We start from the raw sequence: 25,811 nt of genomic DNA on the forward strand, positions 1-25,811 counted from the left end.
CAAACCTTCATTTCACGTTGACTGTGCTCTTCCCCTTCGAAAGGTCTGGCGAGCACGTGAGCCGATCCATTTGCCGGGAGTGGCTTTACGCAATTCCGTAACCGTTTTGCAAGCAAAATGGCACTCCAGCCCCCTTCATCCTTGCAGAATCCGGACTTTGGGCGCGATTGCTGATCTGGTGCGGGTAGAGAGACTTGAACTCCCACGCCTTTCGGCACCAGAACCTAAATCTGGCGTGTCTACCAATTTCACCATACCCGCGTTCAGACAATCGCACCGCCTGTTCGTATTCCCGCAAGACCAACCAACGGAAATACCGCGGATAGAATGGGCGTGCTGAAAGTTCAGGGCTTTCCCGAGCGCGGCGTCTCTATATCACTCGTTTTGGCGGGATCAAAGGGAAAATGCGGAATTCCACGACGGATCGAAGTCTGGCTGACGAACCTCAGTAGAGGGGTTCTTCATAGACCGGGCTTCCATTGACCGCGATCTCCCGGATCTGCGCCTTGCCAGCTGCATCGACGCGGATATTGACGGAAAGCGCTTCGGCATTGCGCGCTTCCTCCAAAGTCGGTCCCTCGCCTTCCGGCACATAGAACCGCTCGATACCGTACTTGACGTTGACGGACGTCGGCGGCGATGACGGATAGTAGGAAAATGGAAGGGAGCGAAGGACGACGCTGTCGCCGGCAGCCGGCAGCGGCTGGAACGAGGCTTCCGATGCCGTCCAGAAACCATCGAGTTGCTTTTCGAGCCGGACATAGAGCTGCGTTTCTTCGGCGTCGGCCGGAAGATCGCCCTTGAACAGTTCCGGCGTCAGCCTCGAAATGTCGTAGCTCAGGATCACATAATCGCCCCGCAGCAGGTCGCGCGGGTCGACCGGCACGGTCTTCAAGAGAACGTCCCGGCCGTTTCTGAGGATCGACGCCCTGCCCTGGATCATATAGCCGAGCGCCGCAGTCTGCGCACCCGCAACGAAAAGGGCCGCGAGCAGCGGGTTCAGCCAGCGGGCCTTTGGCGCGGCGCTCATTGCGGAGCCTCCTTGTGGCGCGTGCGCGCCATGTGTCCTTCGATGCGAATGACGAGCCAGGCGATACCCGCGACCACCAATCCCGAAATCAGGAAGAAACCCGATGTGCCCAGCATCGAGCCAAGGGTTTCGAAGGCGAGATAGAGAAGCTCGCCGGCAAAGGCGATATAGCCGAGATAACGCACGGCGCCGTTCTGCGCCCCGGCAACTGCGATGCCAAGAAGGGCCACCAGCAACGTGCCTGCGCCCGTCGCAACCTCCGTTGCCAGCCCAGCCGCTTCATATTGAAACGCGGTGAAACCGAGCAAGGTCAGTGCAAAGGAATAAAACGCCGGCGCCGAGCCGGCCTCCATCGCAATCGGGCGAAGCGGCGAGCCTGGCAAGGCGGCGGCCAGGAAGGCGACAAGACCGGATACGGCGAGGCCGCCAGCGAAAGCGAGCGACGGACTATCGACATAAAGCCAGGCGAGCCAGGACAGGAAGAGCAGATAGGCAAGATGGCGCGCTCTGCCGGCATTCGTGAAACGGACCAGAAGGACGACAATGACCGCGAGCGCCGGCACGGACCAAAGACGCCAGTCCGAGGTCGGGTTGAAGCCGCTCTCGGTAAGCGCAGTTGCGAAGTAGAACCAGGCGAGCCCGCCGGCGGCCGCCGACATCGCTGCGGACCGGAACGCCACGGCCGAGATGCACGCACCGGCAAACCATAAAAGAGCAGCGTCTGCCGCGTCGCCCGACAGGTGGTACATCTGCCCGATCAGCGCGATGCCGCCTCCAAAGGCTGCCGTTCCGATCACCAGCGCCGCCGCGGCAAGCCCGCTCCGTTCGACGCGGAAAAGCCAGGCAGCCGCAAAGTGGAAACCCCAGACCAAGGCAACGATGCCCGCCACTCTTGCGAGCCGCGGCAACGCTTCCCAATTGGCTGCGACGAGAAGGAAGATCGACGCCGACAAAAGCAGCGCAGCCAGGATCAGAAGGACGCGTCCGGCCCGGAAGGTCGATTCCCGACCGTCATACTCCGACAGCATGGCGCGTGCCGCGCTCTCCTGCAGCAGTCCCTTGTCGATCCAGCTCTTGAAGTCTCGCTCAAGACGCGCGCGGTACATCTTGGTTCCCCGAATCCCATGCTTGAAATTGCACCGTTTCGCCACCAACTAATCACGTATCGGCGCGGAAAGACAATCGCTCCGTGGGCGCTTTCGCCGGTGTCGACGGGATCTGATAATCGGCTTGCACATTGCGCATATCTTCCATGCGGATATTGCACTGCACAAATCGATTTAAAGACCCTATATTCAAATCATCAAAGGCGAACGAAGGCAGCAAGCCAGACGATCGCCAGCGGAACTGGCCAACCGCTCCAGCTCGCTGGGAAAGGCCCGGGCAGAAGCCTGAGACAATTCGGACGAGCGCACTCCTCCTCCCAGCGCTCTTCCGATCAGATTGGCAACACTCCTCCTCCCAGTTGCCAATCACCCTAAATGACGCCCGCTGGACCTCCTCCCCCAGCGGGCGTTGTTCTTTTCCAAAGCCCCCTTCGAACCTTCACTCAAAAAATGCACGGCTGCACAATATTCGTGCAATCCGTAGCTGCGGGCGCAGGTAGCCATGCATTCTACGCATGGGTGCCATTCAGTATCCGCGCTACCCTTCGATCCGCCTGCATACTATATTCAACTCATCGATCGGGGCGGCGCACTCCTCCTCCCAGCGCCCCTCGATTTGGATCGGCGACACTCCTCCTCCCGGTTGCCGATCAGAATAAAACGACGCTCGCTGGATCTCCTCCCCCAGCGGGCGTTGTCTGTTTTCGGCCTACATTTTTCGCACCACACACCTCAGCCATTCGCTCGAAGCAGACGTCGCCTTGCCGCGTCTTCTCGCTGGCATAGGCCTGAGCTCAGCTCCGCAAGACTTGCATGCGCTGCATGGGTGCGATGCAGCATTATCTCTGTAACTTCTGCTCAAAACGATTATATTCCGGGACATCAGATGACGGCCAGCAAGAGAGATTAAGCGCTGGCACACGACCCTAGAAAGGATAGGATCATGAACCTCGCACGCTCTTTCAACAATTGGCGCAAGTATCGTCAGACCTGCAACGAGCTCGGCCGCATGAGCGACCGTGAGCTGAGCGACCTCGGCATCGGCCGCAGCGACATTCCCTACGTTGCTCGTCAGGCGATCAAGTAATTCAGGCTACGCCTTCGGGCGTGACCGACCTCCAGTCAACGCCCTCCGGTTCATTCCGGGGGGCGTTTTCTTTTGGCCTCTGGACTGGCGCCTTCGCACTTGCGAGATGCTTCGATTGTGGCCGCGGCTCACCGCATGCCCCGCATTCCGAATCGATCGCCGAGCAAACCTCGGCAGTTCCTCGAAAACCGTTAGCGCGCAACAGGTTACCGTACACCCGCCGCATTTCAATCAAACGTTAATCGCTGCCGCGTTTTGCAGCTCCGGTCCGCAAATGCCCATCTATGCGGCGATGCACTGCACAAATGCATAGCAGCTGCATTTTCTTTGCACTCCACCTTCTAATTAGACAAGCGTATAAGAACCTCAACGACGCAGACAGATGGCTGTCGCGACAACCTGATTTGAGGAAAAGACCATGAACCCGATTCGCATCGCAAAAAGCTGGATCAACTACCGCCGCACCGTCAGCGAGCTTGGCAACCTGTCGAACCACGCTCTCAATGACATCGGCATCACCCGCTACGACATCCGCAACATTGCGGCCCGTTCCTTCCGTTAATCGGAACGAACGACCAAGACTTCCAAGACGGCGCCTCAAGGGCGCCGTTTTCGTTTATAGACGTTGGAACGAAGGGCCGAGGCGTGATAGGAAGCCGGCCATGAGCAAAGACACTTCTTCCCACTCCCCCATTCACGTCATCGGCGGTGGCCTTGCCGGATCGGAAGCCGCCTGGCAGATCGCCGAGGCAGGCGTGCCGGTCATCCTGCACGAGATGCGTGGCGTTCGCGGCACCGATGCGCACAAGACCGACGGCCTTGCGGAACTCGTCTGTTCCAACTCATTCCGTTCCGATGATGCAACCAGCAACGCTGTGGGCGTGCTGCACGCAGAAATGCGCCTCGCCGGCTCGCTGATCATGAAATCGGCCGATGCCAACCAGGTGCCCGCCGGTGGCGCGCTTGCCGTCGACCGCGACGGGTTTTCCGACGCTGTCAGTGCCGCCATCGCCGCCCATCCGTTGATCACCGTCGTGCGCGAAGAAATCTCCGGCCTGCCGCCGCAGGAATGGGATCTTGCCGTTATTGCGACCGGCCCGCTGACGGCACCCGACCTTGCCGAAGCAATTCGCCAGGAAACCGGCGCTGATGCGCTCGCCTTCTTCGATGCCATCGCCCCGATCGTCTACACCGAGACGATCGATATGGACATCTGCTGGTTCCAGTCCCGCTACGACAAGGTCGGCCCCGGTGGCACCGGCAAGGACTACATCAACTGCCCGATGACCGAAGAGCAGTACAACGCCTTCATCGACGCACTGGTTGCCGGCGACAAGACTGGCTTCAAGGAATGGGAAGGCACGCCCTATTTCGACGGCTGCCTGCCGATCGAGGTCATGGCAGAACGCGGCCGCGAGACGCTGCGCCATGGGCCCATGAAGCCGATGGGCCTTACCAACGCCCATAACCCCACCGTCAAGCCCTACGCGGTCGTACAGCTGCGCCAGGACAATGCGCTCGGGACGCTCTACAACATGGTCGGCTTCCAGACGAAGCTGAAATACGGCGCCCAGGCCGAAGTCTTTCGCATGATCCCCGGCCTCGAGAACGCCGAATTCGCGCGTCTCGGCGGCCTGCACCGCAACACCTACATCAACTCGCCGACGCTGCTCGACGGAACGCTGACGCTGAAGTCGCGTCCGGGCCTGCGCTTCGCCGGACAGATCACCGGCTGCGAGGGCTATGTCGAGAGCGCCAGCATCGGCCTTCTGGCCGGCCGGTTTGCGGCCGCCGAGCGCAAGGGCGAGACGCTGCGCGCACCGCCGGCGACGACCGCCTTCGGCGCCCTGCTCAATCACATCACCGGCGGACACATCGTTTCCGACGATGAGCCGGGCAAGCGCTCGTTCCAGCCGATGAACGTCAACTTCGGCCTGTTCCCGCCGCTCGAGGCCGGGGCAATCACCAAGCCCGAAGGCGCCAAGCGCTTCCGCGGCAAGGAAAAGGCGGCCGCCAAAAAGCAGGCTACCGCTTCGCGCGCGCTGGCCGACTGTGCCGACTGGCTGGCCAACGCCTGACGGCAGGCCTGATGCAAGGACGAAAACGACAAGACCCGCCTGCGGCTACGCAAGCGGGTCTTGTCGTTTGATCGGGGAAGATTGGCTGCGCTATTCGGTTGCCTGTGCCGGCTGCGACGGCTCGGAAGCAGGCTGGACGAACTCCGATTTCGGGCTGAAGCTGCCAAGCAACCAGAGCGAAACTTCGGCCGCCTCTCCAGCGCCTTGAAACTCGAAGTCATTGTCGAGGTAGGCAAAATCCGGGAAATGAACGATCAGGCCGCGCCCGGTTTCGGAGCTGTTGACCCTGACCTTGCCCGGTTGGATCACGTGGCAGACATAGTGCGTGCCGTGAGACTGGATGAAGCCCGCCTTGCCGTCATGCAGCCTCAGAAAAATTGCCTTCCGATCGGCCGTCGAATGCAGCGCGCGGATCGCCTCATCGGGAAAGGCGCGTCCGAATTCCACCATCGCCGAGCCCGCGTCGGGATTGTCCCAATCCCGTTCCGCGCGCGCGTTCATCCGCATGTAGAATACGCCGGCCAGAACGATGACGGCGATGAGCAATAACCAAAGCATCCGCAGGCGCTCCCCTTCGCTCGGCGTGACGCCGATAAAGCCGATCTATACGCCGCGAGGCTTGTGCCAATTTGACGTCGCTTCAAGCCCGCCGCCGCCGAGGGCCCATGGTTCATCGGTTAGGCGGGGCGGCCTATTTCCGCCGACAGCCTCGCGTCAGAACTGGCGGCGTCGGCTGGCCCGCCACATCCACCATTGCCGCCGCCATTGCGCCGGGCGAATAGGCTTCTGCAGCAGCCCTGCACCAACCGCCTCGGCACGGTCAAAAATCGGCTCCGCGAGTGCAAGCGGCACGAAGGCCGGAATATTCAAAGGCGAGATGGTCGCCGCCTGCGCCCGTGCCTTGGCGAGGTGATCGCGACCGAATCCCGCGAAGGCCCGTATGGCCTGTGTTATCGCGGCGCTGTTTTCGCGGGCAATAAGGGTCTCGCGATCGAGGCCGGTCGCACGTAGCAGATCCGCCGGCAGATAGACCTGGCCGCGCCTCAGGTGCATCGGCAACAGCATCAGCAGGCCGGCAACCGTCTGCGCGACGCCGGCATGACCGGCAGCCTCAGCCGATTTCGCTGCGTTCTGCGGGTCGAGGATCAGACACGACAGCTGGATTAAGGCGGAAGCCGTCTCCCCGGCATAACCTTCGAGCGCTGACCGGTCTTCCATCGGATCGTCGTAGAGGTCGAAGATCCGGGCATCAATCATGTTCTCGAACACGGAAACCGGCAACCGATGCTCGCGAATGCACTGAAGCAGCGTCTCTGCAAGCGGATGCCCTTCTCCGGTCGCCGCGGCATTGCCGATGAGCTCGCGCCACCATTGCATGCGGATCTCACCCGGCAGCGGCTCACGCACCAGATCGCGGATGCGCGCGAGTTCCCCATTGAAGGCGAAAAGGGCGGCAAGCGCGCGCTGCTTGTCGGTCGGCGCAAGCAGGCATGCGAGGTAGCGGTCGCGATCCGTATCCCTGAGGTCGGCCAGGATCTGGGCGGTATTGTCTTGCACGTCGATTTCCCCGAAATCCGATCAGACAGCGATCAGCGCGACGGCGACGGCTCGCGATTCGGCCAGCATCACGTTGTAGGTCCGCACGGCCGCTCCGGTGCTCATGGGATCCGAGGAAATATTGGCGCCACGCAGAGCTGTCTTCACATCCAAAGGCAAGGGACGGATGTCCTTTCCAGTGCCCACCAGCAACACCTCGATGTCTTGCGCCTCGTCGAGAACCTTGCGCAAGCTTTCGACCGTCACCGGGTCACCCTCTTCAACGTCCCATGCATAGACGCCCGAAGGCAGCATGAGGATCGAGCCGCGATGCGACATGTCTGCGAAGCGAAACCCGCCATTGCCGTAGGCGTCGATCGGCGCGCGGCCCGGAAAGTGTGCTTCGCGAATTTCAATTCCCTTAGGCATTTCAAACAGCACCCTTTGCCGCGCTGTGAGCGCCCCGGTCTGCCCCGGACGCGCTCTCGTCTCCTGGTATATGGTCGGTCCGCTTCCTGAAGAGGATGAGAATCGGCCCGGCGATGTAGATAGACGATATCGTTCCGACGAAGACGCCGAAGAGCATCGTGATACTGAATGCGCGGATAAGCCCGCCACCGAACAGATAGAGCGCCGCAAGTGCCAGGATAGTCGTCAGCGCCGTCAGGATCGTGCGTGAGAGCGTCTGGTTGATCGACGTATCGATCAGCACCGACAGCGGCATGCGCCGGTAGCGGCCGAGGTTCTCGCGAATGCGGTCGTAGATGACGACCGTGTCGTTCAGCGAGTAGCCTACGATGGTCAGGACCGCCGCAACGCTGCCGAGATTGAATTCGATTCCGGTCAGAACGAGGAAACCGATCGTCAGCAAGACGTCGTGCAGCGTCGCGATGATCGCGCCGACGGCAAAGCGCCACTCGAAGCGCAGCCAGACGTAGGCCAGGATCGCCAGGAACGAAATCGCAAGACCGATCGTACCTGCGCGCGTCAGTTCACCCGAGACGACCGGCCCGACCACCTCGAAGCGACGGAACTCATATTCGTCGGCCAGCTCTGTACGGATCACACCGGCAGCAGTCTGCTCGGCATTGTCGCCTGCTTCCTGCGACGGCACGCGCACCAGCACGTCTTCGCCAGCACCCAATTGCTGAACCTGGACTTCGCCGAAATTCAACTCGTCGAGGCGTGCGCGAAGGTCGGCAACGTTGACCGGTCCAGCCTTCGAATGCAGCTCGATGATCGAGCCGCCCTTGAAATCCACGCCGAGATTGAGCCCGATGCCCGCGAGAAGCAACACGGAGGCGAGCGACAGCGCGGCCATCAGGATGAACACCGGGTTGCGGATCCGCATGAAACGGATGTCGAGATCGCTGAAGCGCCCGGTGCGGATGCCCTTGGGCAGGCGCTCGGATTTCCAGTGCCGGAGCCAGCGCTTCACGATCAGGCGCGTCACCGTATAGGCGGTGAAGAGCGTCGTCACACTGCCGATCGCAAGCGTGATCGCGAAGCCGCGTACCGGCCCCGAACCGAGATAGAACAGGATGCAGCTGGCAATCAGCATCGTCAGGTTGGCATCGAAGATGCTGCTGAAGACGCGCGAAAAGGCATCATTGATCGTTCGCCGCAAGGGTACGGTGCCGCGGACCTCTTCACGAAGGCGCTCATAGATCAACACGCTCGAGTCAACTGCAACGCCGATCGTCAGGATGATGCCGGCGATGCCCGGCAGAGTCAGCGTCGCACCGGAAACGGACAGAACCGCGATGATCAGAATGATGTTCAAGGCGAGTGCGATGACGGCAAAGACGCCGAAGACGCCGTAGAAGAAGATCATCGAAGCAGCAACGGCGATCGCCGCGACAAGGCCCGCTGTGAGACCATCGGCAATCGCGTCACCGCCCACGCCCGGCCCGACGGTCCTCTCCTCGACGAACGTCAGCGGCGTCGGAAGCGGCCCTGTCCTTACGAGAGCCGAAAGGTCGGCGGCGCCTTCAGCCGGCAAGTCCGCGGAAATGCGCGCGGTGTCGCCCTTGATCGCATCCGACAACTTGGGCGTAGCAACGACTTGGCCGTCAAGAACGATCGCAACGTCCCTGTCGGGCTGTTGCGCTGCGATGGCTGCGACCCGCTCCTGCCCCGCCGCATCGATTTTGATGATGACCGACGCATTCTCAGCCGCTGGATCCGGTTCCGGCTGAGCGGCGACGAAGTTAGCTGCTTCAAGCAGCGGCGCCTTTTCGACGAGATAGGGCACTGGCGGGTCGTCAAAGGAATAAAGAACTTCTGTGCCCGCGGGTGGCTGGCCTTCGACGGCGCGCTGAATGGGCATCGACGTATCGATGAGCCGGAAGGTCAGGCTCGCGCGCTGACTGAGCAGGTCCTTCAGTCGCTGCGGATCGCCAAGCCCCGGCACCTGGACGATCAGCCGGTCGTCACCGCGCCGCTGGATCAACGGGTCAACCGCGCCGACCTCGGCGACACGCCGGCGGACCACGTCGACAGATTGTGCGAGAGCCAGCGAAAGCCGATAGTCTATGCCCTCGTCGGTCAGGCGAAGTCGGACGAGCTCGTCCGGTTCTGCACTGTCGAACACGACTTCGGAGACAGGTTCGGAAGCAAATCCACCGACATCGACGGGCGCTGTCAGCGGCTTCAGTCGCTCGCGGGCGGCCGAGAGCTGGGTACGGTCCCGGACCCTGAACGTGATCACTTGTCCTTCACCGGAAAGGCCGATATAGGCGATGTCGGCATCGCGCAGCGCCTTGCCGACTTCGTTCGTCACCGCTTCAAGCCGTGCCGCAAGGATATCGCTGCGCGCGGCGCGCAGCATGAGATGCGAGCCTCCCTGCAGATCGAGACCGAGCTCCACCTGGCGATGAGGCATCCAGGACGGCAGTCCGGCCGCCTCCTCGCGTGTCAGGGCATTCGGCAAGGCGAAAGCGATGCCGGCGAGAGCCACCAACCAGACCAGGATACGTTTCAACGGCGGTAATCTGCGCATGCCTCAAACGCTCCAGTTGTTCGGCCGGTGGTGGCTTCCGTTGGCCCTTATTCTTTCACAGGCTCGCCTTTGACGCGAACTTCGGAAACGCCGCCGCGAACAACGCGGATCTTCACGCCTTCGGCAATTTCGACTTCCAGTTCGCTGTCGTCGACAACCTTCGTAACCTTGCCGACGATGCCGCCGCCCGTCACGACCTGATCACCGCGGCGGATGTTCTTCAAGAGCTCCTCGCGGCGCTTCATCTGTGCGCGCTGCGGACGGATGATCAGGAAATACATAACAACAAAAATCAGCAGGAAAGGCAGGATGGACATGAGAATGTCCGCGCCGCCGGCGGAAGGGGCGCCCGCTGTCTGCGCAAAAGCTTCGGTAATGAACATCGATCACTCCTTGAGTTCAAATATCGGCGGTTCCTCCGCGCCAAATCGGCCGGAATATAGGGACGCCCGGCCGCATTGCAAAGCCGCGGGCACCCGTACCCGTTCCTGTGCCTCTGACACAAATTGCACAATAGGAGAACCCCCCGTACGGGCCTCGGTGGCCTTTTCCAGCGCAAACCTGCGTGCTACCGGGTTTATGGTGGGGGCACGGCCGCCAGGCGGTTACGGTAAACACTTTCGCGGTGCCGCGTCGAATCATCGAGGCACCGCCAAACGACTGATTCAGTTAGTGGAGAGAGACAGATGCCAGAAGCAAAGATCGACGTTCTCATCAGGGAAATGCAGAAGCTTTCCGCGGCGATCGAACGCATGGCAGGACCGGCCGCCGCTACCAACGACTGGGGTGCCGCGGAGTGCTTTGTCTGGGCGCCGGCGAACCATCACCTGCAGCCGGTCGCGCGGCCGAACCGCATCGAACTCTCGCTGATTACCGGGGTCGATCATGTTCGAGATATCCTTCTCGACAACACGCTGCGCTTTGCCGAGGGGTTCCCGGCCAACAACGTGCTTCTCTGGGGCGCACGCGGCATGGGCAAGTCCTCGCTGGTGAAATCCGTGCACGCACAGGTGGCACGCGATACCGGCGTTGCGGTCAAGCTCGTGGAGGTGCACCGCGAGGATATCGCCACCCTGCCCGCGCTCATGGACATCCTGAAGAAGGCGCCGGTGCCGGTGATCGTCTTTTGCGACGACCTCTCCTTCGATCATGACGATACGTCTTACAAATCACTGAAGGCGGTGCTCGACGGCGGCGTCGAGGGTCGGCCATCCAACGTCCTGCTCTACGCGACCTCGAACCGGCGCCACCTGCTGCCACGGCACATGATGGAGAACGAACAGTCGACAGCGATCAATCCCTCGGAAGCCGTCGAGGAAAAGGTATCGCTTTCGGACCGCTTCGGCCTATGGCTCGGTTTCCACAAGTGCAGCCAGGACGACTACCTGGCCATGATCGACGGCTACGCCAAGCACTACGGCTTTACCGCCGACACCGAAACATTGCACGCAGAAGCGCTCGAATGGGCGACGACCCGCGGCGCGAGATCCGGCCGCGTCGCCTGGCAGTTCATCCAGGACCTTGCCGGCCGGCTGCGCCACAAGCTCGAGGCATGATCACCCGCTGCCCGCCGCTGAACAAACCTGGGAAACAACCGAAATGACGAAAACGCCGCCCGTCCAAAGGGACAGGCGGCGTTGTAAAGGCTTGGTTTCCGCCCATCCCCGCCATCGCATCCGGTCGGCGGGAATAGCCATGCCTAACTATTCGAGGAAGGTCGCCGGGTTTACGGCGGTGGCGTTCTTGCGCACTTCGAAGTGAACCTGCGGCTGGCTGGCGCGACCGGTCATGCCGGAAGCTGCGAGCGTCTGGCCACGCTGAACCTTCTGGCCGCGCTGAACCTTGAGCTCGGAAGCGTTGCCGTAGACCGTGACCGTGCCGTCGTCATGGCGGACGAGGACCGCGTTGCCAAGCTCCTTCAGGCTGCTGCCCGAGTAGATGACGACGCCGTTTTCGGCTGCCTTGATCGGCGTGCCCTCGGGAACCGAGATGTTGATGCCGTCGTTGCGATTGCCATCGACGTTCGCGCCGTAACCGGCAACCACGGCGCCGCGCACGGGCCAACGATACTTGCTGATACCGGTCGACTTCGGCGAGTCTTCATCGACATCCGGCGTCTTGCTGGCGACCTCGGTAACGCTCTGCTTGGCGACCGGCGCCTGGTATTCGGCCGGTTTGTTCTTGTCGAGCGAAGCGACCTGCTGCTCGGCCTTCTTGACCGGAACGGAAGCCGTCTTGACCGGATCCGGCGTGGCACCGGCGGCACCCGGCAGCTTCAGTGTCTGGCCGACGCGGATCGATTCGGCCGTCAGACCGTTCGCCTGCTTGAGAGCGGCGACCGGTACACCGGTCGTCTTTGCGATGCGGTTGAGGGAGTCGCCGGGCTTCACGGTGTAGGTTCCAGCAGCACTGCCTTCACCGTTCGTTGCCGGCTTGCCGGCGACCACATCGGTCTTGCCCTCACCCTTTGCACGGGACTGAGCCGAGCCGGGCAGGATCGCGACGTCGCGTTGATCCGTCGGGAGTGGCGACGGTTGGCGCTTGTTGCCATCGAGATCGGCAATCGAATTGGTGGCGGCTGCTTTCGCAGCGCTGCCAGCGTTGCCGAAGGTCGGAATGATGAGACGCTGGCCGGTTTCGACCTGCGCTGCGGACTGTAGGCCGTTCGCCTTCAGGATTTCCTTTTCGGGAACTCCGAAGCGGTTGGAGAGCACGGCAACGGTGTCGCCAGGGCGAACCATGATCGTCGGCGCATTCTGCGTCGTCCAACCGTTCTTGCTTGCCGCTTCCCTCACCGCTGCAGGCTGGACCTGTTGCGTTGCGAGGGAGGCTTGCTGGCGCGCCGCCGGGAATGGTTGGGCTTCTGCACGCTGATGTGCGGCGGCACTCGGGTCAGCGAGTGTCGTGCGCTGAACCGAAATCGGCGTCGAGGCAACGCGAGCGTTGGAAACGGGCGTGGATGCGGTATTTACCGGGTCATAGGCACCCTGGCCGTTTGCGGCCGGATAGGGCTGACCGAGGGCCCCGTTGCGGGTATCCGCAGGCGCCGCCATCTGGCCGACAGCCACATCGCCACGCGGGACCGGCGTTGCGTCTCGGGGAATTGAGTTTGTGGTGATGTTGTCGGATCGGGAAAACAACCCGTCAAACCGGCTGGCATCCGAGCTGCAGCCCGTTGCTACGCCTGCTAGCAGAACCGCCACGCACAGGCGGATCGTCGATTTTCCAACCCCGGGAGATACAAACTTACGCATGACGCTTACCCACTCCGAACGCAACTCGATGTGGGATTATTAAAGCGTATTAGAGTTACCGGCCGGTTAAGGTTGGCACCCCCAAAGGACTAATTTGACCAAATGCTAACCATAGGTTCGCGGTCTGTCACCAGACCCGATCGGGTGCAATGTAGCGAGGGTGCCGGCCGTTACACCGGCCTTGGGTTTACCAGCGGCCGCTAAAACGACTCCGCATAGAGGCGCTCGATTTCGGACACGGCGCGCCGCTCCGGCTGCTCCTCTTCATAGCTGATGCTCGTCAGATCCCAAGCGAAGATCTGGCGCCCCGGAGGATGCGCGAGGGTTTCGGATTGCGCCGTCTTGTCTTCGTCGAGCAGCGCGCTCACCAGCGTTTGAAACGCCGCCTGTCCGTCTGCGCCACTCGCCTGCTCATATTCAAGCGACCGCAGACCGGCGACGGCGGCCTCGCGCGTCCCGAAGTAGCGCAGGCTGTCTTGATCCTCGGCTCGAAGGCCGTCGTAGTAGTCGATGAAGTTCTTGTAGTAGGCCTGATGGTCGCCGCTTTCCAGATACTTCCCGAAGGCCTGGTATTCGCGCGAAGCCAGTTGCGGCGACAGCCGATTGTTCCACTCGTCGCGCGTCAGCGGTGGTTGCCCTTCCGCAGCCTTCCGCGTCTGGCTCAGATAGAGCAAGGCATCGGCGGAAAGCGCGATGCGTGGCGTTGGATCGAAGAAGGTTGCAGCCAGCGCCTGAGCGGCCTGCTCGTCCTTGCCAGCGACGTTCGCCGGAGCGGAACCACGCCCTGCGAGGTTATTCAGCCCGTCGCCCGATGCCGCAGCCGTCAGCCTGTTTGCGATCTGCATGTGCCGTCTCCGTCTACCTCACGGTAAGGCGACTGCCCACGCCGCCAAAGAGCGACGACTCGCGGGCAGAACCTAATCCGCGCACGTCAGGCGTATGGCGCGAAGCTTGCGCGAGGCTGGAGACAATTAAGAATTCGTTAATACGAACAGCAGGGACGGCGACGGCGCCGGTTCAGCGCCGAGAACGAGGACTACAGGAATGAAGCGAGTTGCGGGACGATCGACAGGTAAGGCGCATCGAACAGATCTTCGCGGTCGAAGCGGCTGCCCGTCCGGTTGACGCGGACGATCCGGCAGTGGGTCTCGCTCATCATGATCGGGACGACCAGCGTTCCGCCGGATACGAGATGATCCGAGAACATGCGCGGCAAGCTGTTGAAAGCGGCCGTGATCAGGATGCGGTCGAAGGTGCCCTCGCCCGGCACACCGGCGCTACCGTCCGCATGCCGGACGATGACATTGCGAACACCCGCCTTTTCCAGGTTCTTCTGTGCCGAGGTCACCAGGGTCTGGTAGCGGTCGATCGTCAGCACGCGCTCGGCCACGCGGCCCATCACAGCGGCCGTAAACCCGCTGCCGGTTCCGACTTCGAGGATGCGTTGGCTGGCCTTGAGGTTCAGGCAGTGCAACAGGCGTACTGCAAAATCGTACCCCTCCATGAACGAACCGCATTCGAGCGGGATCGTGCGCTGCGAATAGGCATCGGCCTGATACTGCGGTGGTGCGAAATGGCTGCGCGGCGTCTGTTCGACAGCCTTCAGCAGATCGTGATTGACGATGCCTTCGGCCCGAAGCCGGAGCACCATCTTGGCAAAGCCTTCCTGTTCCGTGACACGCGCGCTCAATCAACGGGCCCCTTCGCTGAGCGCCCGCGCCAAGCGATCCTGAACGCTGTAGTCCGTCAGGTCGAGCTTCAGCGGTGTTACGGAGATGCGGTTTTCACGCAAGGCGTGAATATCGGTCCCGGCGCGGAAATCGCCGTGGCGTTCGCCGAACCGCAACCAGAAATAGGGAAAGCCACGACCGTCGGTGCGCTCGTCAATCGACAGGCCGAAATCGAGCTTGCCCTGCGACGTCACCTCTGTGCCATCGACCGCATCTGCCGAGCAATTCGGGAAATTGACGTTGAGCAACGTGCCGTCAGGCAGGTCAACCGTCATCAGCTGCCGGATCAACCCCGGCGCGTGGGTCTCCACCACGTCCCACGGCACGGGCTTGCCGAGCGCGTGATGATACGCCTGGCTGAGCGCAATGGAGCGGATCCCCTGTAGCGTCCCTTCAATGGCGCCGGCGACGGTGCCGGAATAGGTTACGTCATCGGCCATGTTGGCGCCGATGTTGACGCCCGAAAGAACCAGATCGGGCTTGCGGTCGAGGACCTTGCGCACCGCCATGATCACGCAATCGGTCGGCGTTCCCCGCAGCGCAAAGCGCTTCTCGGCGATCTGCCTCAGCCGCAAGGGCTCCGACAGCGTCAGCGAATGCGCAAGACCGCTCTGGTCGGCCTCGGGCGCCACGACCCAGACATCGTCCGAAATCGTCCGGGCGACCCTTTCAAGCACCGACAGGCCTTCCGCGTGGATGCCATCATCGTTTGTCAGCAGAATCCGCATGATGGTGTCCTTCCCTTTGAGCCTGCTCAAACGGCCTTTTCGATGCGCTTCAGGCCACCCATGTACGGCAGCAGTACGTCCGGCACCGAGATCGAGCCGTCGTCGTTCAGGTAGTTTTCGATGACCGCGATCAGCGCGCGGCCGACGGCAACGCCGGAACCGTTCAGCGTGTGGACAAACCGGGTGCCCTTGTCCTCCTTGGTGCGGTAACGCGCATTCATGCGGCGCGCCTGAAAATCACCGCAAACCGAGCAGGACGAGATTTCGCGGAACGTATCCTGCCCCGGCAACCAGACCTCGAGGTCGTAGGTCTTGCGGGCGCCAAAGCCCATGTCACCGGTGCAAAGCGTCATCACGCGGTAGTGCAGACCGAGACGCTTCAGCACTTCTTCTGCGCAAGCGGTCATACGCTCGTGCTCCGCAATCGACGAATCGGCGTCGGTGATCGAAACCAGCTCGACCTTGTTGAACTGGTGCTGGCGCAGCATACCGCGCGTGTCGCGACCGGCAGAGCCGGCTTCCGAGCGGAAAGATGGCGTCAAAGCGGTGAAGCGCAATGGCAGCTTCTCACCCTCGAGGATCTGTTCGCGGACGATGTTTGTCAGCGGCACTTCGGCCGTCGGGATCAACCAGCGACCATCGGTGGTACGGAAGAGGTCTTCGGAAAATTTGGGCAGCTGCCCGGTGCCATACATCGCGTCGTCGCGCACCAGAAGCGGCGGCTGCACTTCGGTATAGCCGTGCTCCTGCGTGTGCAGATCGAGCATGAACTGGCCAAGCGCGCGTTCAAGCCTGGCCAACTGGCCCTTCAGGATCGTGAAGCGCGAGCCGGAAATGCGGGCAGCCCCCTCAAAGTCCATCAGGCCCAGGGCTTCACCTACCTCGAAATGCTCGCGCGGCTGATGGTTCCAGCTAGGCTTCTTGCCGATGACACGCGTCACCACGTTGCCGGTCTCGTCTTCGCCGACCGGCACATCTTCAAGCGGCACGTTCGGGATGCGCGACAATGCGTCAGTGAGTTCTGCCTCGACCGTGCGGCTTTCGTCTTCGAGCGCCGGCATGGCGTTCTTGAGTTCGGCGACTTCAGCCTTCAGCTTTTCAGCAAGCTCGCTGTTCTTCTGCGCCATTGCCGCGCCGATGTCCTTCGAGGCGGCGTTGCGGCGCGACTGCATGTCCTGCAGCGCCTGGAGGATCGTACGGCGACGTTCATCGAGGGCGATCAGCGACGCCGACAAAGGCTCCGCGCCCCGCTTCGCCAGGGCGGCGTCCAGCATCTCGGCATTCTCACGGATCCATTTGATATCAAGCATTGTCGTTCCACGCGTTGGTCAAGTCACGGCGCGAAATCTCGAATGCTCAGCCCTTGGCAGGGCCGACCTCTCCGGAAGATCCTTCCTGTGACTCTGCAGCCTCGCCCTTGAGCGCATCCGCTGCCCGCTGTCTTTCGATGAGTCGCGCCGTATAGATCGAAATTTCGTAGAGAAGGATCGCTGGCAGCGCAAGGCCGATCTGGGAAACCGGGTCGGGCGGCGTAAGAACGGCGGCAACCACGAAGGCGATCACGATTGCGTATTTCCGCTTTTCGGCAAGGCCCTGCGACGTGACGAAGCCGACGCGCGCCAGAAGCGTGGTGATCACCGGGAGCTGGAAGACGAGGCCGAAGGCAAAAACCAGCGACATGATCAGGCTCAGATATTCCGAGACTTTCGGCAGCAGCTGAATGGCCACCTGCCCTTCGCCACCGCCCTGCTCCATCGCCAGGAAGAACCACATCACCATCGGGGTGAAGAAGAAATAGACCAGGGCGCCGCCGAGCAGGAACAACAGCGGCGAAGCAATCAGGAACGGCAGGAACGCAGCCCGCTCGTTCTTGTAGAGGCCCGGGGCCACGAACTTGTAGATCTGCGCAGCGATCATGGGAAAGGCGATGACCAGGGCGCCGAACATCGCCACCTTGATCTGGGTAAAGAAGAATTCCTGCGGCGCCGTATAGATCAGTTCGACATTGCGGTGGTTGAGCCCGGCCCAGCCCACCGCCCATTTGAACGGCAGGACCAGAAGGTTGAACAGGCCCTTGGCGAAGTAGAAGCAGACGAGGAACGCGACAAAGAACGCACCGACGGCCCATATCAGGCGTCTGCGCAGTTCGATCAGATGCTCGATCAGCGGCTGCGGCCGGTCCTCGATTTCGCCGCTCATGCTTCACCTTTCTTGCGCGCAGTCGCGCGGGGCTTGGTCGTCTTGGCGGGCGGTTCTCCGGCCACCGACGCTGCCTTGTTCTTGCCGGCGGCCGTCTTTGCGGGCGCCTTTGAAGATGTCTTTGGCGCCGCAGATTTGGAAGCCGTAGACGTGGCCGCGGCGCTCTTCTTGGCTGCCGGCGCCGCATCGACCTTGGCCTTTGGCGCGCGCTTGGCCTTTTCGGCCGGCACTGCCGCCACCTCTGCCCGCTCCATCTGGCGATTGGCCGATCCGATCGCTGCTGCAGCAACCGCATCCGACGGCTTGGCTTCAACTGCCGCCACCGGCGCGGCGGCCGCCGGCTCGGTCGCAGTCACTGGCTCGACACTGCTTGTCGAAGCCGGTCGATCCGGTGTCGTCGCCTTCTGCAGGTCCGCCTTGATGTCGTTGCCCATCTGGCGAAGCGGGTTGATCGCTTCCCTCAGAGCATTGGCCGGGTTGAGACTTTGTGCGTCGCTGATGGTCTTGCGAACTTCGTCGAGATCCGCTTCGCGCAGCGCTTCGTCGAACTGCTGACGGAAATCCGACGCCATGCCGCGCAGCTTCGACGTCATGCGACCGAAAGCCCGCAACATTGGCGGAAGATCTTTCGGACCGACAACAACGATGAGAACGATGGCGATGACGACAAGCTCGGTCCAGCCGATATCAAGCATGCGAAATGTCCTGCAAACCCGGATTGAAGCCGGTCCGGTTTCGATACCGGACGGGCCTCATCGACGCCAGAGCGTTAGCGAACTTCGTCAGACTTGTGGTCAACGGTCTTGCCGTCGAGCGTCTTGTCCGCGGCAGCCGCTTCCTCGTCGCTCATGCCCTTCTTGAAATTCTTGATGCCCTTGGCAACGTCGCCCATCAGTTCGGGAATCTTGCCGCGACCGAACAGGAGCAGCACCACGACCAGGACGATCAGCCAGTGCCAAATGCTAAAGGAACCCATGCTCTTACTCCTCTGAGCCTTCCCCGATTTAGGCTCGTTCACATGTCAATTTTCAGGCGCACCCGAGGCACGCATTTTCGTTGCGACAGAACCTATGATGCGGAACCGTTTTTTTCAAACAGTAATATATCCCGCTCGTTAACTGAAAGCATTACATCGCGCAATCCATGCGGCAAACGGTCCGCGCGGATGCGGGCCCGAACCACCTCTTCGCAACGCGGTACCGCGAGTTCCAGAAGCTCGACCACCCCGATAAAGCGCCGCGAGAGAATGCGGGCAGGTATGTCGCCGTCCCCCTCGCCCACACGCACCCCGGAAAGCCTGACGGCGACCGACAGACGCTGCCCGTCGCCGTGGCGTCCGGCCGCCACACTTCCGACCGGGGTCTCGACGCGGCCGTTTCGAACCACGGCGTCGAAGACATTGATTTCCGAGAAGAACCCGGCGGCAAAGAGGTCATTCGGCTGGCGGTAGAGCTCGTCGGCCGTACCGACCTGCACGAGGCGTCCGTCCTTCAGGAGCGCAATGCGGTCTGCCATGCGCATCGCCTCTTCGGCGTCATGGGTAACGACGATCGCCGTTGCCCGCGTTTCGCGCAGAATGGCAAGCGTATCGGCGCGAATCGAATCCTTCAGGCGGGAATCAAGCCCCGAAAACGGCTCGTCCATCAGGAGGACCGCCGGACGCGGCGCCAGCGCGCGGGCAAGCGCCACCCGTTGTTGTTCCCCACCCGACAGCACGTGCGGATACTGATCGGCATAGTGTGAAAGACCGACGCGCTCCAAGGCGGCATCCGCCTGGACGAGCCCCTCCTTCTTCGGAAGCGCGGTCAGGCCGAAGCGAACATTGTCGCGGATCGTCATGTGGGGAAACAGCGCGAAATCCTGAAACATCAGGCCGACGCCGCGCTTTTCCGGCGGGAGGAAGACCGACGGGCCGGAGATCTCCTGGCCATTGAGCATGAGGCGCCCGGCGCTCTGTCGCTCGATCCCGGCGGCGATGCGCAAAAGCGTGGTCTTGCCCGAGCCGGACGGCCCCAGCAGGCAAAGAACCTCCCCGGCCTTTGCCGCCAGGCTCACGCCCTTGATCGTTTCCTTCGCATGGTAGCTGTGATGGATATCGTCGAAGGTCAGGCTTGCGGCGAAGGATACGCCGGCTGTCCGTCGTGTCGTCGTGACGGGGGCGCCCTGCGTCTCTGAAACCATGCTCTTGCATTCCTTGACACCAGTGGCGCGGAACCGGAAAACCCGCGCGCCATGGAAAGCCGATATCTATAATCAGGTTTTTCTAATCGGCCTCTTCGCCCTTCGGTGTCAAGAGCCCCAACTCCTCCAGGTCGAGTTGGGTGATGGGATCCTCGTTCTCGGCAAGCTCATCCTCGCCCACCGGCACGGGGATGTTGAGGTTCGACGGCACGCGGCCGGAAAGCAGGCCCGCCCCCTTCAACTCCTCGATGCCCGGCAGGTCGCGCAGTTCCTCAAGACCGAAGTGATCGAGAAAGTCGCGGGTGGTACCGAAGGTCACGGGACGTCCAGGCGTGCGCCGGCGGCCGCGGAACCGCACCCAGCCCGCCTCCATCAGGACGTCCAGCGTGCCTTTCGAGGTTTGAACGCCGCGGATATCCTCAATCTCAGCGCGGGTGACCGGCTGGTGATAGGCGATGATCGAGAGAACTTCGAGGGCGGCACGGGAGAGCTTGCGGATCTCCGGCTCGTCCGTCTGAACGACGAAGGAAAGGTCAGCGGCTGTCCGGAAGGCCCAGTGGTCGGCCACCTGAACGAGATTGACGCCACGGGTCGCATAGAGCGCCTTCAACCGCAGCATGATCCGGTGGACGTCGATCCCGCGCGGCAGACGGCTTTCGATATAGGCCTCGGAGACAGGCTGGGCCGACGCAAAGACCAATGCTTCCGCGATGCGTTCAGCCTCCTGTTCGGAGCGCGTGTCCGGCATCGCCTCTTCGATCTCGTCATCCTCGTCGGGAACGCCGGGCAGGTATTTCTGGGCTTCAGCCACGGGCTGCCTCCATGTCGGCAAGCGTCTCGGCATCGATCGGGTTCGGGCCGCGCCTGAGATAAATCGGCGCAAAGGCCTGTTCCTGTCGGATCTCCAGCCGACCCTCGCGGACCATCTCAAGCGACGCGGCGAAAGAGCTGGCGATAGCGGTCGCCCGCTCCTTCGGCGTCGTCATGTAGCGGACGAGAAAATGATCGAGCGCTGTCCAGTCGTCGAGGTCGCCGATCATGCGGGCAAGGATCAGCCGCGCGTCGGAGAGCGACCAGACAAGGCGCTTCTCGATCGTCACCTGCGTAATGGCCTGGCGCTGGCGCAGGCTCGCATAGGCGCTCAAGAGATCGTAGAGCGAGGCATCGAAACCTGATTTCTTCTCCGTGACGATATGCTCCGGAGCGCCTCGGACAAAGACGTCACGACCAAGCCGGTTTCGATTGATCAGCCGCGTTGCCGCCTCGCGCATCGCTTCCAGGCGTTTCAGCCGGAATGCCAGCGCCGAGGCCATCTCCTCGCCGGAAGGCCCTTCGTCCTTGGCCTGCTGCGGGATCAGCAGTCGTGATTTCAGATAGGCGAGCCACGCCGCCATCACGAGGTAATCGGCTGCAAGCTCTATCCGGATGCTGCGCGCCCGCTCGATAAAGGCGATGTACTGCTCGGCCAGTGCCAGCACGGAAATGCGCGAAAGATCGACACGCTGGCTGCGTGCCAGATGAAGAAGCAGATCGAGCGGACCTTCGAAGCCGGCGATGTCGACCACGAGGGCTTCTTCGTGCAACCCACGCTCGGCCGTTTCATCCTGCCACAGCGGCTCCATCGGCGCCTTTGACGCAGGCTTGCCTTGTCTTTCGCCCGCATTGCTCACTGACAGTCCGATCCTTTCCCGCCGGCCGCGCCTGCCCTAAACCGTTGCAAACAGACCGTTGAACTCCGCCCGCAAATCGACCTCGCTCGAACCATCCGGCGCCCGGAACGCGGCCTCGGCTGCCCTTGCCCGGCGCAAGCTCTCCCCGGCAAGAACCGGCACGACATCTGCGACCGCTCTCATTTCCTCCATTATGCCATGACAATGCAAGACGAGATCAAGTCCTGCGCCAATGATGTTGCGCGCGCGGGTCGACATGTCGCCGGCAAGCGCGTTCATGGAGACGTCGTCGGACATCAGCAGACCGTCAAAACCAATATGACCGCGGATGATCTCCTGCACCACCTTTGGCGAGGTCGTCGCCGGGTTCTCCGGGTCGATGGTCGTGAACACCATATGCGCCGACATCGCCATCACCTCATCCTTCATCGCGACGAAGGGCAGGAAATCGCTGGCAGCCAGTTCGTCGAACGAGGCGCTGACAACCGGCAGATTGTGGTGTGAATCGACGAAAGTGCGGCCGTGGCCTGGCATGTGCTTCATCACCGGAAGCATGCCACCCGCCTTCAGTCCTTCGCCCATGGCGCGACCGATCGCCGTCACCGTTTCGGGATCATGACCGTAGGCGCGATTGCCAATGACGTCATGGCTGCCGGGCACCGGCACGTCGAGAACCGGCAGGCAGTCGACGGTGATACCGAACCGCATCAGATCAAATGCGTGAAGTCGCCCCATCAGCCATGAAGCCCGCAAGCCCAGCTCGGCGTCGCGGCGATAGATTTCGCCGATGGCGGCGCCATTCGGGTACTGCTGGACCAGCGGCGGCCGAATGCGCTGCACCCGCCCACCTTCCTGATCGATGAGAACCGGGGCATTCGGGTTGCCAATGCTGTCGCGAAGGGCTGCGACCAGATCGGAGATCTGCTGCTCCTCGCCGATGTTGCGCCCGAACAGGATGAAGCCCCAGGGACGTTCCGCTGCGAAGAAATCGCGCTCGTCGCTGGTGAGAGAGAGGCCCTTGCAGCCGGAGATAAATGCTTTTGATTCGCTCATTGAGACAGCATAGAGCCCACGCTGGCCAAGGCGAAAGCCCAAAGACGGCATGGCATCACTCATGCACAAGGTCATTTGTGCATGATGGCCTCAAAAGCCGAAGGGCGCGGCTTCATCAGCCGCGCCCTTCTTCAATTTTGTCTGCCGGAATGTCTTACTTGGTGACCAGGCAGCTACCGCCCGCCCCCTTGTACTTCGAGCACAGTGCGTTGGCCTCTTCCTTCGAACCGGCCGGGATGCGCACGCGATAGTAAGTGCCCTTGCCGGCGATTTCGGCCTTGCGGATATCGACACCACGGCCGCCGATGACATTGCCGAACTTGCTGGAGAGGCTGTTGTAGCTCTTCTGCGCCTCCGCTTCGGACGGCAGCGAAGCGACCTGGATGAAGTAACCACCGGCCGGAACCGATGCGGTGGCAACTTGCTGTGCAGGTTGCGTCTCAGCCGGGAGAGCGGCCTGCTCTTCCGCCGGGCGGGCATTCTCGACGGGCTGTGCTGCCGGGCGGGTCTGCGGCGTCGGCGCCTTGTCGCCACCGGATGAAGCCGTTGTCGTGACGCTGCGAACCGGGACCTGCTCGATATTGGCGTTGCCCGTTGCGGCAAGTGCGACCTGGTCGACGTTGCCCGATGCCTGGCCGGCAGCCGCAACGTCATTCGAGGGCGTCTCGGGCAGCGGCTGCGTTACGCCGGCGACTTCGGTCGCCGGTGCGGCAACCGGTTCTTCGCGGGCCACGAGCGTGCCGTCCGGCTTGACGATCATCGTGCGCACCTTGCGCGGTGCGACGGCGGGCGTCTTGTCTTCGTCCTGGGCTGCGGTCTCCGCATTGCCGTCGTCAGGCAGCAGGCGTTCACCGTCCTGTTCATTGGGCAGAGCCGTCTGCAGGGTTTCGGTGTCGTCGCTGCCTTCGAGCGGCAAGGTCTCCGGCGTCAGAGTTTTCTGAACGACATCCATCGGCTCTTCAGTCGAAGAAACGAGAGCTTCCTGCTGAGGCGCGCCCGCCTGGGCACCGGCAACGCGGTCGTAAACCGCCTTGTCCTGGTTCGGCACGGTCTTGCCACCCTTTTCTTCGGGCACGACCTTCACCGGCGCCTTGTCGGCCAGGATGATCTTCGGGCCTTCGGCTGACGTCGCGACGTCGCTCCCGCCCATCCAGGCATAGACGCCAGCACCACCAAGGATGATGACGCCGGCGACGCTGGCTGCCAGCAACATCGCGCGCTGAGAGCGCCGGCCCGTGCCGTATTCGCGGTATTCGCCGGCATCGTCCTGGGTCTGAACCGCGGCGAGCCGTTCGGCATCCCGCGTCACAGTCTTGCGCTCGACGATCGAGCGGCGGAAGTCCTCTTCCATCGCCTTCTCGAACTCATCGAAATCATCAAGCGAACCGCCCCCAACTGCTGCGCCAGCGGCCGGTGCGGGGCGCGCTACCTCAGCCTTGTCGACGGCCGTCGGCCGGGCAGTCCTGGGCGCAGGAGCCGGCGTTCCGAAGAGCTGTGCCATTTCTGCGTCGATATCGAGATCGTAGTCCGCGGGATAAGCTACGGGCTTTTCGGTCTCGATCACCGGCAGTTGCGGTACGTCCATGTCGGCGATCGGCGCCACGCCGTTGTCGGCGTCTGCAATCATCGACGGATCGAAAGGCAGGGTGCTTTCGATCGGCGCTTCCTGCGGCTCGACGGCAGGTGCTGCGAAGGCTTCCTGGTAGCGGACCGGGTCCTGCACCGGCGGCGCAGCCACGCTCTGTTGCGGCGCGATCGTCGGCTCGGAAACCGGCTGCACCTGATGTTGCGGAATGACGGCGGCCGTCGGCTCAACCGCGTCGAAATCCGACAGGTCGAGGTTCAACGCAGCATCCGAAAGCTCCATCTCGAAGTTCTCGATGTCGAAGCTCGGCTCATGCTCTGGCTCGGCCGCCGGGAGCGCGCGCTCGGGCACCGGCAAGGCTGCAGCCGGGGCGACAACGGCCGTCGGGGCGACAACCGGGGCAGCGACTGCCGCTGCGACCGGGGCTACCGAAGGCACCAACGGGCCAGCAAAGGCGCGCTGCTGGCTGGCGCCGGATCCAGATGCAACCGGGGTTGCGCGGCTGAAAGTCGGGGTAAAGGGATAGGGGCTCTTCTTCACCGGCGCGGCAGCGACGGATGCCGACGCGACAACAGGTTGGGTCGTCGCATGGAGAGCCGGATGCGATTGAACGGCAGCGGCCAGGATCGCCGGCGCCGGCGGCACAGGAAAGCGCTCTACATCAGCCAGAAGATCGTCATCGGCAACGTCTCGATCTTCCGCTTGCGCGACGACGGTCTCGCTTGCGTAAGACACTTCCCGCGCGGGCTCAACTTCGACGTGGTCGTCGGCGGCCACGTCGAAAGACGGCAGGTCGAAGCTCGGCTCGTTGTCCAGGGCAAGCGGTTCCGCCGCGTAGGCGGGCTCGTTCCACGACGCTGGCTGGTGATCTACGGGCGCCTGCCAGGAATCCGCCGGCACGTCTTGAGCTTCGGCAACCGGCGCATCGGCGAATCCGTCGTCCAAGAGGTCGGCTTCGCCAAGCGACAGTTCAAGCTCACGCTCGAGATCAAAGCTCGGCTCGTCTTGGATGGGCGTTGCGTCGGTGTGCTCGACCGCTGCGTGCGTCGCCGAAAACGACGGCACGTCCGAATAATCCTCTTCGACCTGAAACGCAGGCTGCGGCACAGCCGGCTCAGGTTGACGGAACACTGGCTCTTCGTGCTGGAACACAACCTCGGCCACCGGTTCGAATGCCGGCTCCACCATCGGCTCTTCCATAGCCAATGGCGCCGGTTCGAAGCTCGGCTCTTCTACCGCCAGCGGCGCTGGCTGCGGCTCAGAGCGCGGCGCGTCGTAGCTGTCGAAGGCGCGCAGAAGTTCGTCTTCGAGATCGAAGGCGGGGTCTTGACGCACCGCCTCCTGATGTCGCTGCAATTCCTGCAACTGCTGAACGGCCGGACGGGCATCGTAACCGACGATCCGGGCGAGTTCGGCCAACGGATCATCGTCTGCCAATACATCGAATTCAGCCGGCCCGCTTCGTGCGAATTGTTTGTCTGCCATGCTCTCCACTCACAATTGCCTGTAACGCTGTGCCAGTGCATTGTGGGAAAATGGTGACAGTACTTATCGCATTTCCTCCGGTGCGGAG

General features: G+C 62.3%; 24 protein-coding genes and 1 tRNA gene. 4 read left to right on the plus strand and 21 right to left on the minus strand.

The genetic code is table 11. The annotated features are described in order from the left end of the window. Window positions 1-176: 176 nt before the first annotated feature. The 3 genes from VGO04_RS25470 to VGO04_RS25480 form a co-directional block, all read right to left on the minus strand. Window positions 177-261, minus strand: a tRNA-Leu gene (locus VGO04_RS25470). A gap of 184 nt (window positions 262-445) precedes the next feature. Then, the gene (locus VGO04_RS25475; protein ID WP_327498747.1) at window positions 446-1,030 is read right to left on the minus strand and encodes a GDYXXLXY domain-containing protein; all 585 of its coding nucleotides are present in this window, start codon (window positions 1,028-1,030) and stop codon (window positions 446-448) included. Further along, the gene (locus tag VGO04_RS25480) at window positions 1,027-2,136 is read right to left on the minus strand and encodes a DUF2157 domain-containing protein (protein ID WP_327498748.1); all 1,110 of its coding nucleotides are present in this window, start codon (window positions 2,134-2,136) and stop codon (window positions 1,027-1,029) included. Before VGO04_RS25480 ends, VGO04_RS25475 begins: the two co-directional genes overlap by 4 nt. A 943-nt stretch (window positions 2,137-3,079) precedes the next feature. On the opposite strand from VGO04_RS25480, the gene VGO04_RS25485 reads away from it, so the two are divergent. The 3 genes from VGO04_RS25485 to trmFO all read left to right on the plus strand — a co-directional run bounded on the left by VGO04_RS25485 (window position 3,080) and on the right by trmFO (window position 5,301). Next, a complete protein-coding gene (locus VGO04_RS25485; protein WP_327498749.1) occupies window positions 3,080-3,223 on the plus strand; it encodes a DUF1127 domain-containing protein in 144 nt (47 codons plus the stop codon). Between the two features lie 418 nt (window positions 3,224-3,641). Next, the gene (locus VGO04_RS25490; RefSeq protein ID WP_064816989.1) at window positions 3,642-3,785 is read left to right on the plus strand and encodes a DUF1127 domain-containing protein; all 144 of its coding nucleotides are present in this window, start codon (window positions 3,642-3,644) and stop codon (window positions 3,783-3,785) included. A 100-nt stretch (window positions 3,786-3,885) separates the two neighbouring features. Next, window positions 3,886-5,301 carry a methylenetetrahydrofolate--tRNA-(uracil(54)-C(5))-methyltransferase (FADH(2)-oxidizing) TrmFO gene (gene trmFO, locus VGO04_RS25495; RefSeq protein WP_327498750.1) on the plus strand — a complete coding sequence of 472 codons (1,416 nt, stop codon included), beginning with the start codon at window positions 3,886-3,888 and terminating at the stop codon, window positions 5,299-5,301. A gap of 90 nt (window positions 5,302-5,391) precedes the next feature. Here the strand turns inward: trmFO and VGO04_RS25500 are convergent, their stop codons facing one another. The 5 genes from VGO04_RS25500 to yajC form a co-directional block, all read right to left on the minus strand. Beyond that, window positions 5,392-5,859, minus strand: a complete 468-nt coding sequence (locus VGO04_RS25500; protein ID WP_327498751.1) for a hypothetical protein — start codon at window positions 5,857-5,859, stop codon at window positions 5,392-5,394. 156 nt (window positions 5,860-6,015) lie between these two features. After that, complete coding sequence (locus VGO04_RS25505) at window positions 6,016-6,858, minus strand: phytoene/squalene synthase family protein (RefSeq protein WP_327498752.1); 843 nt, start codon at window positions 6,856-6,858, stop codon at window positions 6,016-6,018. Window positions 6,859-6,879: 21 nt separating this feature from the next. Further along, window positions 6,880-7,266: an Mth938-like domain-containing protein gene (locus VGO04_RS25510; protein WP_327498768.1), complete on the minus strand. Its 387-nt coding sequence runs from the start codon at window positions 7,264-7,266 to the stop codon at window positions 6,880-6,882. A 1-nt stretch (window position 7,267) separates the two neighbouring features. After that, window positions 7,268-9,838, minus strand: a complete 2,571-nt coding sequence (gene secDF / locus VGO04_RS25515) for a protein translocase subunit SecDF (RefSeq protein WP_327498753.1) — start codon at window positions 9,836-9,838, stop codon at window positions 7,268-7,270. A gap of 47 nt (window positions 9,839-9,885) precedes the next feature. Continuing rightward, a complete protein-coding gene (gene yajC, locus VGO04_RS25520; RefSeq protein ID WP_065777914.1) occupies window positions 9,886-10,221 on the minus strand; it encodes a preprotein translocase subunit YajC in 336 nt (111 codons plus the stop codon). Between the two features lie 303 nt (window positions 10,222-10,524). On the opposite strand from yajC, the gene VGO04_RS25525 reads away from it, so the two are divergent. Continuing rightward, the gene (locus VGO04_RS25525; protein WP_327498754.1) at window positions 10,525-11,394 is read left to right on the plus strand and encodes an ATP-binding protein; all 870 of its coding nucleotides are present in this window, start codon (window positions 10,525-10,527) and stop codon (window positions 11,392-11,394) included. 147 nt (window positions 11,395-11,541) lie between these two features. Here the strand turns inward: VGO04_RS25525 and VGO04_RS25530 are convergent, their stop codons facing one another. From VGO04_RS25530 to VGO04_RS25590, 13 genes are all read right to left on the minus strand, one after another. Beyond that, window positions 11,542-13,092 carry a peptidoglycan DD-metalloendopeptidase family protein gene (locus VGO04_RS25530; protein WP_327498755.1) on the minus strand — a complete coding sequence of 517 codons (1,551 nt, stop codon included), beginning with the start codon at window positions 13,090-13,092 and terminating at the stop codon, window positions 11,542-11,544. Window positions 13,093-13,292: 200 nt separating this feature from the next. Further along, the gene (locus VGO04_RS25535; protein ID WP_327498756.1) at window positions 13,293-13,937 is read right to left on the minus strand and encodes a biotin biosynthesis protein BioC; all 645 of its coding nucleotides are present in this window, start codon (window positions 13,935-13,937) and stop codon (window positions 13,293-13,295) included. Between the two features lie 191 nt (window positions 13,938-14,128). Beyond that, a complete protein-coding gene (locus tag VGO04_RS25540) occupies window positions 14,129-14,782 on the minus strand; it encodes a protein-L-isoaspartate(D-aspartate) O-methyltransferase (protein WP_327498758.1) in 654 nt (217 codons plus the stop codon). Further along, the gene (surE, locus tag VGO04_RS25545; RefSeq protein WP_327498759.1) at window positions 14,783-15,550 is read right to left on the minus strand and encodes a 5'/3'-nucleotidase SurE; all 768 of its coding nucleotides are present in this window, start codon (window positions 15,548-15,550) and stop codon (window positions 14,783-14,785) included. Between the two features lie 26 nt (window positions 15,551-15,576). After that, window positions 15,577-16,860, minus strand: a complete 1,284-nt coding sequence (gene serS / locus VGO04_RS25550) for a serine--tRNA ligase (protein WP_327498760.1) — start codon at window positions 16,858-16,860, stop codon at window positions 15,577-15,579. 46 nt (window positions 16,861-16,906) lie between these two features. Continuing rightward, entirely contained in the window at window positions 16,907-17,749 is an 843-nt protein-coding gene (tatC, locus tag VGO04_RS25555; protein WP_327498761.1) for a twin-arginine translocase subunit TatC, read from the minus strand. Continuing rightward, window positions 17,746-18,444 carry a Sec-independent protein translocase protein TatB gene (gene tatB, locus VGO04_RS25560; protein WP_327498762.1) on the minus strand — a complete coding sequence of 233 codons (699 nt, stop codon included), beginning with the start codon at window positions 18,442-18,444 and terminating at the stop codon, window positions 17,746-17,748. The genes tatC and tatB overlap by 4 nt, the downstream gene beginning before the upstream one ends. A 74-nt stretch (window positions 18,445-18,518) precedes the next feature. After that, window positions 18,519-18,725 (minus strand): twin-arginine translocase TatA/TatE family subunit, encoded by a 207-nt coding sequence (locus tag VGO04_RS25565; RefSeq protein WP_327498763.1) that lies wholly within the window; start codon window positions 18,723-18,725, stop codon window positions 18,519-18,521. A 92-nt stretch (window positions 18,726-18,817) separates the two neighbouring features. Beyond that, window positions 18,818-19,930, minus strand: coding sequence for an ABC transporter ATP-binding protein (locus tag VGO04_RS25570; RefSeq protein WP_327498764.1), 1,113 nt, complete (start codon window positions 19,928-19,930; stop codon window positions 18,818-18,820). Between the two features lie 82 nt (window positions 19,931-20,012). Beyond that, entirely contained in the window at window positions 20,013-20,741 is a 729-nt protein-coding gene (scpB, locus tag VGO04_RS25575; protein WP_327498765.1) for an SMC-Scp complex subunit ScpB, read from the minus strand. After that, the gene (locus tag VGO04_RS25580; RefSeq protein ID WP_414650600.1) at window positions 20,734-21,600 is read right to left on the minus strand and encodes a segregation and condensation protein A; all 867 of its coding nucleotides are present in this window, start codon (window positions 21,598-21,600) and stop codon (window positions 20,734-20,736) included. Before VGO04_RS25580 ends, scpB begins: the two co-directional genes overlap by 8 nt. A gap of 36 nt (window positions 21,601-21,636) precedes the next feature. Next, window positions 21,637-22,653 carry a beta-N-acetylhexosaminidase gene (gene nagZ / locus VGO04_RS25585; protein WP_327498766.1) on the minus strand — a complete coding sequence of 339 codons (1,017 nt, stop codon included), beginning with the start codon at window positions 22,651-22,653 and terminating at the stop codon, window positions 21,637-21,639. Window positions 22,654-22,807: 154 nt separating this feature from the next. Further along, window positions 22,808-25,723, minus strand: a complete 2,916-nt coding sequence (locus VGO04_RS25590) for an SPOR domain-containing protein (RefSeq protein WP_327498767.1) — start codon at window positions 25,721-25,723, stop codon at window positions 22,808-22,810. Window positions 25,724-25,811: the final 88 nt, after the last annotated feature.

It is taken from the genome of Ensifer sp. (genome assembly GCF_035999185.1).
Taxonomy (GTDB): domain Bacteria; phylum Pseudomonadota; class Alphaproteobacteria; order Rhizobiales; family Rhizobiaceae; genus Ensifer.

What these genes read in the sequence shown, in the direction of transcription:
- VGO04_RS25480 (WP_327498748.1), bottom strand. Translation starts at nt 2,136, where the DNA reads ATGTACCGCGCGCGTCTTGAGCGAGACTTCAAGAGCTGGATCGACAAG.
- VGO04_RS25530 (WP_327498755.1), bottom strand. Translation starts at nt 13,092, where the DNA reads ATGCGTAAGTTTGTATCTCCCGGGGTTGGAAAATCGACGATCCGCCTG.
- VGO04_RS25485 (WP_327498749.1), top strand. Translation starts at nt 3,080, where the DNA reads ATGAACCTCGCACGCTCTTTCAACAATTGGCGCAAGTATCGTCAGACC.
- nagZ (WP_327498766.1), bottom strand. Translation starts at nt 22,653, where the DNA reads ATGAGCGAATCAAAAGCATTTATCTCCGGCTGCAAGGGCCTCTCTCTC.
- VGO04_RS25590 (WP_327498767.1), bottom strand. Translation starts at nt 25,723, where the DNA reads ATGGCAGACAAACAATTCGCACGAAGCGGGCCGGCTGAATTCGATGTA.
- VGO04_RS25535 (WP_327498756.1), bottom strand. Translation starts at nt 13,937, where the DNA reads ATGCAGATCGCAAACAGGCTGACGGCTGCGGCATCGGGCGACGGGCTG.
- VGO04_RS25525 (WP_327498754.1), top strand. Translation starts at nt 10,525, where the DNA reads ATGCCAGAAGCAAAGATCGACGTTCTCATCAGGGAAATGCAGAAGCTT.
- serS (WP_327498760.1), bottom strand. Translation starts at nt 16,860, where the DNA reads ATGCTTGATATCAAATGGATCCGTGAGAATGCCGAGATGCTGGACGCC.
- VGO04_RS25475 (WP_327498747.1), bottom strand. Translation starts at nt 1,030, where the DNA reads ATGAGCGCCGCGCCAAAGGCCCGCTGGCTGAACCCGCTGCTCGCGGCC.
- VGO04_RS25510 (WP_327498768.1), bottom strand. Translation starts at nt 7,266, where the DNA reads ATGCCTAAGGGAATTGAAATTCGCGAAGCACACTTTCCGGGCCGCGCG.
- trmFO (WP_327498750.1), top strand. Translation starts at nt 3,886, where the DNA reads ATGAGCAAAGACACTTCTTCCCACTCCCCCATTCACGTCATCGGCGGT.
- VGO04_RS25565 (WP_327498763.1), bottom strand. Translation starts at nt 18,725, where the DNA reads ATGGGTTCCTTTAGCATTTGGCACTGGCTGATCGTCCTGGTCGTGGTG.
- tatC (WP_327498761.1), bottom strand. Translation starts at nt 17,749, where the DNA reads ATGAGCGGCGAAATCGAGGACCGGCCGCAGCCGCTGATCGAGCATCTG.
- surE (WP_327498759.1), bottom strand. Translation starts at nt 15,550, where the DNA reads ATGCGGATTCTGCTGACAAACGATGATGGCATCCACGCGGAAGGCCTG.
- VGO04_RS25490 (WP_064816989.1), top strand. Translation starts at nt 3,642, where the DNA reads ATGAACCCGATTCGCATCGCAAAAAGCTGGATCAACTACCGCCGCACC.
- VGO04_RS25570 (WP_327498764.1), bottom strand. Translation starts at nt 19,930, where the DNA reads ATGGTTTCAGAGACGCAGGGCGCCCCCGTCACGACGACACGACGGACA.
- secDF (WP_327498753.1), bottom strand. Translation starts at nt 9,838, where the DNA reads ATGCGCAGATTACCGCCGTTGAAACGTATCCTGGTCTGGTTGGTGGCT.
- VGO04_RS25500 (WP_327498751.1), bottom strand. Translation starts at nt 5,859, where the DNA reads ATGCTTTGGTTATTGCTCATCGCCGTCATCGTTCTGGCCGGCGTATTC.
- yajC (WP_065777914.1), bottom strand. Translation starts at nt 10,221, where the DNA reads ATGTTCATTACCGAAGCTTTTGCGCAGACAGCGGGCGCCCCTTCCGCC.
- tatB (WP_327498762.1), bottom strand. Translation starts at nt 18,444, where the DNA reads ATGCTTGATATCGGCTGGACCGAGCTTGTCGTCATCGCCATCGTTCTC.